Origin of the sequence: Actinomadura keratinilytica, from assembly GCF_039539665.1 — a bacterium.
Taxonomy (GTDB): Bacteria; Actinomycetota; Actinomycetes; order Streptosporangiales; family Streptosporangiaceae; genus Spirillospora; species Spirillospora keratinilytica.
Map to the genome: position 1 here is coordinate 1 of NZ_BAABDO010000178.1, position 9,552 is coordinate 9,552.

At 73.8% G+C, this 9,552-nt stretch carries 9 protein-coding genes; 3 read left to right on the forward strand and 6 right to left on the reverse strand.

Annotated elements, in window-relative coordinates:
- The coding region (locus ABD879_RS30805; protein WP_345025259.1) for an aldehyde dehydrogenase family protein at positions 1-1,296 on the forward strand (1,296 nt) is incomplete at its 5' end.
- 48 nt (positions 1,297-1,344) lie between these two features.
- On the opposite strand, the gene ABD879_RS30810 is transcribed toward ABD879_RS30805, so the two are convergent.
- The gene (locus ABD879_RS30810) at positions 1,345-3,270 is read right to left on the reverse strand and encodes a Xaa-Pro dipeptidyl-peptidase (RefSeq protein WP_345025260.1); all 1,926 of its coding nucleotides are present in this window, start codon (positions 3,268-3,270) and stop codon (positions 1,345-1,347) included.
- Between the two features lie 143 nt (positions 3,271-3,413).
- Positions 3,414-4,499: a DNA polymerase domain-containing protein gene (locus ABD879_RS30815; protein WP_345025261.1), complete on the reverse strand. Its 1,086-nt coding sequence runs from the start codon at positions 4,497-4,499 to the stop codon at positions 3,414-3,416.
- A gap of 105 nt (positions 4,500-4,604) precedes the next feature.
- On the opposite strand from ABD879_RS30815, the gene msrB reads away from it, so the two are divergent.
- On the forward strand, positions 4,605-5,006 hold the full coding sequence (msrB, locus tag ABD879_RS30820) for a peptide-methionine (R)-S-oxide reductase MsrB (RefSeq protein WP_345025262.1): 402 nt from the start codon (positions 4,605-4,607) through the stop codon (positions 5,004-5,006).
- Positions 5,007-5,063: 57 nt separating this feature from the next.
- On the opposite strand, the gene ABD879_RS30825 is transcribed toward msrB, so the two are convergent.
- From ABD879_RS30825 to hemE, 4 genes are all read right to left on the reverse strand, one after another.
- Positions 5,064-5,732 (reverse strand): hypothetical protein, encoded by a 669-nt coding sequence (locus tag ABD879_RS30825; RefSeq protein ID WP_345025263.1) that lies wholly within the window; start codon positions 5,730-5,732, stop codon positions 5,064-5,066.
- A 110-nt stretch (positions 5,733-5,842) separates the two neighbouring features.
- Complete coding sequence (gene hemQ, locus ABD879_RS30830) at positions 5,843-6,541, reverse strand: hydrogen peroxide-dependent heme synthase (RefSeq protein ID WP_345025265.1); 699 nt, start codon at positions 6,539-6,541, stop codon at positions 5,843-5,845.
- Positions 6,447-7,976 carry a protoporphyrinogen oxidase gene (hemG, locus tag ABD879_RS30835; RefSeq protein WP_345025268.1) on the reverse strand — a complete coding sequence of 510 codons (1,530 nt, stop codon included), beginning with the start codon at positions 7,974-7,976 and terminating at the stop codon, positions 6,447-6,449. The genes hemQ and hemG overlap by 95 nt, the downstream gene beginning before the upstream one ends.
- A gap of 77 nt (positions 7,977-8,053) precedes the next feature.
- Entirely contained in the window at positions 8,054-9,121 is a 1,068-nt protein-coding gene (gene hemE / locus ABD879_RS30840; RefSeq protein WP_345025270.1) for a uroporphyrinogen decarboxylase, read from the reverse strand.
- 233 nt (positions 9,122-9,354) lie between these two features.
- Here hemE and ABD879_RS30845 point away from each other — a divergent pair.
- Positions 9,355-9,552 (forward strand): hypothetical protein (locus ABD879_RS30845; protein ID WP_345025271.1); only part of this gene is annotated, 198 nt, incomplete at its 3' end.

Sequence of the window (9,552 nt, forward strand, 5' to 3'; positions counted from 1 at the left end):
GCCGCCGCCCGCGCCGCCTTCCCCGCGTGGGCGGCCCTGCCCGCCGCCGCCCGCGCGGCCCGCCTGCGCAAGGTCGCCGCGGTGTTCGCCGCCCACGCCGAGGAGCTGGCCGAGCTGGAGACCCGCGACAACGGCCGGATCATCAGCGAGACCGCCGGACGCGACCTGCCCGGCATGACGTACCTGTGGAACAGCGCCGCCGCCGAGTGCGTCCGCGCCGCCGAGGGACGCGGCGTCGACTTCGGCCCCGGCGTGCAGGGCCTGACGCGCCGCGAGCCGTACGGGGTGACGCTGGGCGTCATCCCGTGGAACTCGCCGATCTCCACGCTGTCGGCCAAGGCCGCGTGGGCGCTGGCGGCGGGCAACACCGTGATCATCAAGCCCGCCGAGCAGGCCGCCGTCTCGTCCCTGCGGGTCGGCGAGCTGCTGCGCGAGGTGCTGCCGCCCGGCGTGCTCAACATCGTCTCCGGCCTGGGCGAGGAGGTCGGCGACCCGCTGGTGCGCAGCCGGGGCGTGGACAAGATCAGCCTGACCGGCTCGGTGGACACCGCCAGGCTCATCACCCGGGCGTCGGCGGACGCGCTCAAGCCGCTGGCCCTGGAGCTCGGCGGCAAGTCCCCCAACATCGTGTTCGCCGACGCCGACCTGGACCGGGCCGCGCCGGGCGTCACCACGCAGGCGATCTTCACCGCGAACGCCGGGCAGATCTGCTACGGCGGCTCCCGGGTGCTGATCCAGCGGCCGGTGTACGACGAGATGATCGAGCGGATGCGGGCCGTCGCCGCGGGCATCCGCCTCGGCGACCCGCTGTCGCGCGACACCGCGATGGGCCCGATCGTCTCCCGCGAGCAGTACGAGCGCGTCACCTCCTACCTGGAGCTCGGCGTCAAGGAGGGCGCCGAGCTGGTGTTCGGCGGACGGTCCGGCGCCGAGCTGGTCGAGCCGCGCCTGGCCGGGGGCTACTGGGTGGAGCCCACCCTGTTCGCCACCGCCGACAACGGGCTGCGCATCTGCCAGGAGGAGATCTTCGGGCCCGTCGCGGTGGCCATCCCCTTCGACACCGAGGAGGAGGCCGTCGCCATCGCCAACGACTCGCCCTACGGCCTGGCCGCCGGCGTGTGGACGCGCGACCTCGGCACCGCCCACCGCATGTTCCGCGCGCTGGAGGCCGGCACCGTGTGGATCAACACCTTCCGCAAGGTGCTGTTCCCGCTGGAGGGCACCAAGGACAGCGGCTACGGCAACGACTCCCTGCTCGCCTACACGCGCGAGAAGGCGGGCGTGTTCGAGTTCTGAGCCGGGGGGAGGCGGGTTCCCGGCGCGCCGGGAACCCGCCCCACGCGGTCAGTAGAGCCGCTTGGGCTGCTTGGGCAGCACCACGTCGGACGGCCCGCGCCAGGCGCCCGTCTCCGGGGCGATCAGCGCGGCCGGCCCCTCGTCGCCGAGCAGGACCGGGACGCCGACCGAGCTGCCCGCCAGATCGACGGTCACCCGGGCGCCGGTGGGCGTCTCGGTGGTGTAGTCGGCGTCGGTGCCCGCGATGACCAGGGCGAGCCGGTGGCCCTTCTTGAGGACGTACTCCTGGGCGAGGGTCTCCCAGCGCACCCCGTAGTACCGGCCCGGGGTCAGCGGGGTCGGCCTGCTGAGCGAGGCGCGGTTCTGGGCGTCCAGCCAGCCGCGCGCCACCACGTTCACCTCCGAGGTGACCGTCCTGGTGCGGGTCTGCCGGTAGCAGGCGTCGTCGGCGGCGGTGCTCTCGCCGTGGCAGCTCTCGGTGGCCAGCGTCTCGATGCCCTCGCCGGAGCCGAGGTAGTCGATGCGCGTGTCCGTGCCGTAGTCCACCAGCAGCGCGGTCAGGTTGGCGGTCGGCCGGTCCAGCTTCACCTTCAGGTTCGCGGTGGGCGTGCCGGACAGCCGCAGGCTGCGCGGCAGCGGCGCCGACACGAACGACAGCCGGTACGGCTTGGCCGCGGTCGGGTCGGACACCAGGTCGCCCTCCGTGCGGCCGGCGCCGCGCGGCCCGGCGTCGTCGGTGAACGTGCCGGCGGCGCCCTTGGCGGCGGGCTCGAGTCCGAGGGTGCCGTCGGCGCCGGGCCGCAGCGTCACCGTGCGGGCCCCCGGCGTCGGCCAGTCCGCCTGGGTGATCCACTGGTCGGGGCCGATCTCGATGTCGGCGCGCGGCTCCCGCAGCACGTCATTGGGGATCTTGTGCAGCTCGTGGTCGAACCACTTGTGCAGGGTGGCGATCCACTGCTCGCGGCGGGTGTCGAACGGGTCGACGTGCCCGCGCTGCGACAGCCACACCTTGCGGGTCACGCCGCGCTGCGCCAGGGCCGCCCACCACTTGGCGAAGTGGTCGGTCTTGACGTTCAGGTCGTTGACGCCGTGGTAGGCGAACACGCTGGCCCGCACGTTGCGCACGTCGCCCACGGTGCCGTGCAGGTAGTTCGACTCGGCCCAGTAGGCGTTGTAGTTGCCCGTCGCGTCGTCCTCCCCCGCGTCCAGCTCGGCGCGGACGGCGGCGCACTTCTCGGGCGGGTCGGTGTCGACGTAGTCGGCGAGCCAGGGCTGCTCGTCCTCCCAGTACTTGACGCCGTTCATGCGGCTGTAGCCGTACCAGCTGCTGATCGCCGAGATCGGGACGATCGTCTCCAGGCCCCGCACGCCCGTGGCGGCGACGCCGTTGGCCAGCGTGCCGTCGTACGACTTGCCGATCATGCCGGTGCGGCCGGTCGTCCAGGACGCCGTCGCCGGGGCGCCGTCCGCCGTGTACGCCTTGGCCCGCCCGTTCAGCCAGTCGATGACGGCCTTGACGCCGAGCACGTCGGGTGCTCCGCCGCTGGTCGGGCAGCCGTCGGACCGGGTCGTGCCGATCATGTCGACGGCCAGGAAGGCGTAGCCGCGCGGCACGAAGTAGTTGTCGTAGAACAGCGGGAACTTCACCGGGTTCCCGGCCGCGTCGTAGGTCTTGCGCTCGCTCTCGTTGCCGCGCCCGGCGTTGTCGTAGTACGGGCTGGCGTCCATGATCACGGGCACCTTGAGGCCCCGCTCGGTCTCCCGGGGCCGGATGATGTCCACGTTGACGCGGTCGCGCCTGCCGTCGCGGTCGCTGTCGAGGGGCGACTCGACGTACACGTGCTCGCGGATCGCGTCGGCGTAGGAGAAGACCGGCTGGGTCACGCCGCCCTTCACCACGATCTTGGGGACGGCGGCCCGCGCTTCGGCCACGCCGCCCGCGCCGGCCAGCACGACGCCGGTCGCCAGCGTCACCGCGATGGTCCGTCGGGTTCGTCGCAGGGATCTCCCGGGCAACCCGCACCTCCGGATTCTCGATGATCGTTACGGAGGCACAGGCAACACCGCGGACGCGGCCGGGTAAAGATCAACGGTGTAGGAAGCCCGGCCGTTTTCGGTCAGGACTTGCCCTTGCCATCCCGGCGGCGTCCGGAACGGTCGGTGTCCTTGCTGGGCTGGACGCGTTTGGGCTCGCCGGGCATCTTCGGGTGGTTGGGCGGGTACGGCATGTCGCCGAGGCCGCGGTCCCGCTCGTCGCGGGCGGCCATCTCCAGCAGCGGCTCCAGGGAGAAGGCGCGCTCGTCGATGGCCGCGTGCGGGTCGCCGATCTCGGCGAACCGGGCCGGCATCGTGGCGATGGTGAAGTCCTCGGGCGCGGCGTCGGCCAGCTCGTCCCAGGCGACCGGCGCCGAGACCGGGGCGTGCGGCAGCGGCCGGACGCTGTAGGCCGAGGCGATGGTGCGGTCGCGGGCGTTCTGGTTGAAGTCGATGAACACCTGCTCGCCCCGCTCCTCCTTCCACCATTTGGTGGTCACCAGGTCGGGCGCGCGGCGCTCCACCTCGCGGCCGAACGCCAGCGCCGCCCGCCGCACGTCGGTGAACGTCCAGCGCGGCTCGATCCGCACGTAGACGTGCACGCCCGCCTTGCCGGAGGTCTTGACGAACCCGGTGTAGCCGAGCTCGTCCAGCAGGTCGCGCACCGGGCCCAGCGCCACCCGCACCGCGTCGGCGAACCCGGTGCCGGGCTGGGGGTCCAGGTCGATGCGCAGCTCGTCGGGGTGGTCGACGTCGGCGCGGCGCACCGGCCAGGGGTGGAAGGTCAGCGTGCCCAGGTTGGCCGCCCAGGCGATCACCGCGACCTCGGTGGGGCACACCTCGTCGGCGGACCGGCCGCTGGGGAAGTCGATGCGCGCCGACTCCACCCAGCCGGGCGCCCCCTTGGGCAGCCGCTTCTGGTAGAACGCGTCGGCGCCGCGCGGGTCGCCGCGGGTGGCCAGCCGGGCCCCCTCGAACACCCCGCCGGGCCAGCGCTCCAGCGTGGTCGGCCGGTCGCGGGTGGCGCGCAGGATGCCCTCCCCGACGGAGACGAAGTACTCCACCAGCCGCCGCTTGGTGTAGCCCGTCTGCGGGAAGTACACCTTGTCGGGATTGCTCACTCTGACGAGACGGTCCCCCACCGGGATCTCGATGCTTGGCGCGGCCATGCCGGCACGCTACCCCACGCCGCCGGCGGTCCTCCGGCCGGGCACCGGCTGATCTGGGCGAATGCGGCGTGTCCCCCCACCGCGCCGCCCGGGTACCGTCGAAGCATGGAGAAGATCCGCAAGAGCGACGAGGAATGGCGGGCGCAGCTGTCGCCGGAGGAGTACCACGTGCTGCGCGAGGGCGGGACGGAGCGGCCCTTCACCGGCGAGTACACCGACACCACGACGGTGGGCGTGTACCGCTGCCGCGCCTGCGGCGCCGAGCTGTTCCGCTCGGAGGCCAAGTTCGAGTCCCACTGCGGCTGGCCGTCGTTCTTCGAGCCCGCCCAGTCCGAGGCGGTCACCCTGCTGGAGGACCGGTCCCTGGGCATGGTGCGCACCGAGGTGCGCTGCGCGGCCTGCGACTCCCACCTGGGCCACGTGTTCCACGGGGAGGGCTACCCCACCCCGACCGACGACCGCTACTGCATCAACAGCATCAGCCTGACGCTGGAACCCGCCGAGTGACCCCGGCCCCTGCCCGGCGGACCCGGGCGGGGGCGCGCCGCCGCGGCCGGGCCGGGGTCAGCGGGTCTCGCCCACCTTGCAGTCGTCCTTGTCGTTCTGCTTGTTGGCCAGCACGACGCTGCCGTTGTCCTCGCTCTTGCCGTGGACGAACACGCGGGGCTCGTCGTCCCCGCCCTCCTTGAGGAACTCGGTGGTCCACTCGCACAGCGACACCGCCGGGTCGGAGTTCTCGTCGCCCTCCTCCAGGTCGGTGTAGACCCGCAGGAACTCGCCGCTGCGCCGGACGTCCTCGACATGCTTGGTGATCTTCTTGTCGGGGTCCTTGCGCTCCAGGTACGTCAGCGCCTCGGGCACCTCGTCGGGGTCGCCCGACCCCGTGGCCGACCCCGTGGCCGACCCCGTGGCCGACGCTGCGGCCGAGCCGGTGGGCGAGGCCGGGGCGGACGCGCCGGGCGTCCGGGCGGACGGCGCGCCGCGCCCGCCCGTCCCGCGCTCGGCGGCGGTCGCGGCCCGGGGCGCCTCGTCGCCGCCGCCGGTGGCCGACATCACCACCGCCGCCGCCACGCCCATCAGCACCAGCGAGGCCGTCCCGGCCCCCGCCGCCCGCAGCTTGCGTCTGCCCGACTCCCCCAGCGCCTCCTTGACCATCCGGTCCCAGCGGACGGCCAGCTCGGACGGCGGTTTGGCGTGCCTTCCACGCGCGTGCTTCGGGGGGGCCTTGGTCACGGGCCGCACTCTACCGGCAGTCCGCCGAAGGTTCGGTCCAGACGGGACAACGGGGGATGCTCCGGTCGCCTCCCGCGCTCACGGCCGCCGGATCGCGGGCCGGCGGGGGGTTACGGAAGGCCGGCGACCAGTTCGGCGACCGGCTTGCGGCGGCCGGTGTAGAAGGGGATCTCCTCGCGGACGTGCAGCCGGGCCCGGGCGGCCCGCAGGTGCCGCATCAGGTCCACGATGCGGTGCAGCTCGTCGGCCTCGAACGCCAGCAGCCACTCGTAGTCGCCCAGGGCGAACGAGGCGACGGTGTTGGAGCGCACGTCCGGGAAGCTGCGGGCCATCTGGCCGTGCTCGGCGAGCATCTGGCGGCGCTCCTCCTCCGGCAGCACGTACCAGTCGTAGGACCGGACGAACGGGTAGACGCACAGGTACCCGCGCGGCTCCTCGCCCGCCAGGAACGCCGGGATGTGGCTCTTGTTGAACTCGGCCGGGCGGTGCAGCCCCATCACCGACCACACCGGCTCGCTGGCGCGGCCCAGCGCGGTGCGCCGGAACCGGGAGTAGAGCTCCTGCAGGTCGTCGGAGCTGGGGGCGTGCCACCAGAACATGTAGTCGGCGTCGGCCCGCAGGCCCGACACGTCGTACACCCCGCGGGTGGTCACGTCCTTCTGCGCGGCCTGGTCGAGCAGGTCCTGCACCTCGGCGGCGTGGCCCTCGGCGACCTCACCGTGGGTCCTCACCCGGAAGACCGACCACATCGTGTACCGGATCACCTGGTTGAGGTCCCGAGCCTTGGGCCGGCTCGCCTGCTCCGTCATGACTTTTTCCTCCCCGATTGTCGAGGTATTCCAGCACCCGGGTCGCCGCCGCGCGCGCGGTGGCGATGCACGCCGGGATGCCCAATCCGTCGTATGCCGCGCCCGCCACGGCCAGCCCGGGCTGACCCGCGACGGCGGCGCGAATGCGGGCCACCACGTCGGCGTGGCCCACGTTGTACTGCGGCAGCCCCCCGCCCCACCGCGTCACGCGGGAGGCGATGGGCAGCTCGTCGAGCCCGCAGGTGACGGCCAGTTCGGTGACGGCCGCGGCCCGCAGGTCCTCATCGGAACGCTGGAGCGTGTGCTCCTCTCCGTACCGCCCGATGGAGCAGCGCACCGCGATGAGGTCCGGTGCGTTCTCCCGCAGGTGCGGCCACTTGACCGAGCTGAAGGTGACGGCCTTCACCTCCCGGCCCTCCACCGCCGGGACGAGGTAGCCGCTGACGCGCGGCAGCCGCGGGAACGCGCTCACCGGGTAGACCAGCGTGACGATCGCCATGCTGGCGTAGTCGATGCGGGCCAGCTCCCGGGACGCGGCGGGCACCTCGTCGGCCAGCAGCCGGGCCGCCGGCGCCGCGGGCACGGCCACCACGACCGCGTCGGCGTCGAGGTACTCGGGCGAGCGCGCCGGGCCGACGGTGAGCCGCCACCCGGTGGGCGTGCGGCGCAGCTCGCGCACCATGGCCCCGGTGCGGACCGTCCCGCCCCCGGCGGTGATCGCGTCGGCCACCAGGTGCGGCAGGGTGCCCAGCCCGCCGGGCAGGGTGGCGAACACCGGGCCCGGGTTCTCGGGCGCGGCCTGCCGGATGCCGCGGACGGCGGCGATCAGCGACCGGTGGCTGCGGGAGGCGACCGCGACCGGGGTCATCGTCGCCTCGAACGACAGCAGCTCCACCCGGCCGGCGTACACGCCGCCCAGCAGCGGCTCGACCAGCCGGTCCACCACCTCGCGGCCGAGGCGGGCGCCGACGTAGTCGGCCACCGACACGTCGGAGGCGCCGCGCGGCGTGGCCGGCAGCACCAGGTCGAGCGGCACGCGGGCCAGCCCCATCGGGGACAGCACCTGCGCGCGGGCCAGCGCCGGCAGGTCCGACGGCACGCCCATCATCTGCCCGGCCGGCAGGGGACGCAGCGCCCCGTGGCTGAAGATCGCCGACGAGCTCGTCCCCGGGTGCACCAGGTCGCCCGCCCGGCCGAGGTCGCGCACCAGCTCCAGGGCCTCGGGGCGGCGGGCGAGCACGGACTCGGCGCCCTCGTCGACGGGGATCCCGCCGACCTCGCTGACCTTCAGCTTGCCGCCGATGTCGGACGAGCCCTCCAGGACCGTCACCCGCGCCCCGCCGCGCAGCAGCTGCCGCGCGGCGGTCAGACCCGTGATCCCGCCGCCGATGACGACGGCGTGCGGCCGCCCTCCGTTCGCCTCCAGCTCGGTCATGACTCCACCTTTCCAGATGGTCTTCCCGAACCGGCATCAGGGTGGCCCTAGGGACCGGCCCCGGGGCGCGCCGCAGGTCAGGACGCGGAGGCCTCGTGGACCAGGTCGGCCAGGCGCGCCAGCACGTCCGGATCGGTGGCGGGCAGCACGCCGTGCCCCAGGTTGAACACGTGGCCCTCGGCGGTGCGGCCCCGGGCCAGCACGTCGCGGGCCCGCGCCTCGACGACCTCCCACGGCGCGAACAGCAGCGCCGGGTCGAGGTTGCCCTGCAGCGCCTTGCCGGGCTCGACGCGGTGGACGGCCTCGTCCAGCGGGACCCGCCAGTCGACGCCCACCACGTCGGCCCCGGCCTCGCCCATCAGCCCGAGCAGCTCGCCGGTGCCGACGCCGAAGTGGATGCGCGGCACGCCGTACCGCTCCAGCGCCTGGAAGACGCGGCGGGTGTAGGGCAGCACCGAGGCCCGGTAGTCCTGCGGGCCGACCGCGCCGACCCAGGAGTCGAACAGCTGCACCGCGCTCGCCCCGGCCTCGACCTGCACCTTCAGGTAGTCGATGGTGATGTCGGCCAGCCGGCCCAGCAGCCGGTCCCACAGCTCCGGCTCGCCGTACATCATGGCCTTGGTGCGCTCGTGGTTCTTCGACGGGCCGCCCTCGATCAGGTACGAGGCCAGCGTGAACGGCCCGCCCGCGAACCCGATCAGCGGGGTGGCGCCCAGCTCGCCGACCAGGCCGCGCACCGCCTCGGCGACGAACGGCACGTCGTCCGGCGTCAGCCGGCGCAGCGCGGCCACCTGCTCGGGGCCGCGGATCGGGTCGGCGACCACCGGTCCGACGCCCGGTTTGATGTCCAGGTCGACGCCGACCGCGCGGAGCGGGACGACGATGTCGCTGAAGAAGATCGCCGCGTCCACCGCGTACCGGCGCAGCGGCTGCAGGGTGATCTCGATGATCATGTCCGGGCGGGCGCACGCCTCGAGCATCGGCACGCCCTCGCGCACCCGCAGGTACTCGGGCAGCGACCGGCCCGCCTGCCGCATGAACCACACCGGCGTGTACGGCACGGGCCGGCGGCGGCAGGCCCTCAGGAAGGGGCTGTCCGCCAGCCCGGAAGCGGAGTCCTTGGATCCAACGGCGTCTTCGACCACAGGTGAGATGCTCCCACGAACACCCCCGCCGGGGTGCACCGCCCCACGCATGTCGCCCGCGATCCGCCCGTTTTGCGTACAACGTACGCTAGTTGGGCGGACTCCGCGGGATCGGGCACGATCGAGGGCGTCGCCGTGGCGGCGCACGAAGTTCCGGACACGCCGAGCGAAGTCCCGCATTCTGTCACCGCCGCATGCGAACGTGATCCGTGTCATAGCCGAGGGAGGTCCCCTTGTACTGCTCCACCTGCGGTGACGACCGCCTCTTCGAGCGGCCGCCCTGCCGTGACGGGCACGGCGCGGACTGCCCCGAGAGGGTCTGCACCGGGTGCGGGGCCGCGGTCCTGATCGGCCTGCCGCCCGGATCCGCCGGCGCCCCCGCCGCGCCGGCCGTCTCCGGGCCGGCCCCGCCCGCCCCGTCCGCCGCCGCC